This is a genomic window from Rhodococcus sp. P4_F3_2 (assembly GCF_056401335.1).
Map to the genome: position 1 here is coordinate 1 of NZ_JBFUJN010000221.1, position 432 is coordinate 432.

The 432-nt window shown below is 31.9% G+C and carries 1 protein-coding gene; it reads right to left on the reverse strand.

Annotated features, from left to right (window positions below):
- The coding region (locus AC1DWA_RS33495) for a hypothetical protein (protein WP_477917814.1) at positions 1 to 432 on the reverse strand (432 nt) is incomplete at both ends.

The following is a 432-nucleotide window of genomic DNA, read 5'->3' on the forward strand; positions in this document are numbered from 1 at the left end:
TATATTCATTAAGTCATTATACGTTACAGAAGAAGATACATTGTGCGGTTTTACAAGTAATTCGTACGAATATTCGTTTAAGAAATCTCTTATACTTGTCAAAAGTTCTATAAATAATGAAATTGGATACGTATTTCCTCCACCTATTAAGCATGCTTTTCTATTGTCGAAATGAACTTCGATATTATTTTGGACCGTAATCTGATTTACTTTACCAAATTCAGTCCATTCAATATTGCCTAATTCACCACTTAGATTTTTCCATCTTAACCCCTTATCGGTAAAACACACACCGACTTTCCCTGATCCAAATATCGTACAGTCGAGAAAAGCAATCACTTCTTCCTCACTTGAAATGTTAAACCTTTTATATAACTTGGATAAAACAGAGAGAGGAATTTCTTCAATGAAAAATTTGTCTTGTTGATACCT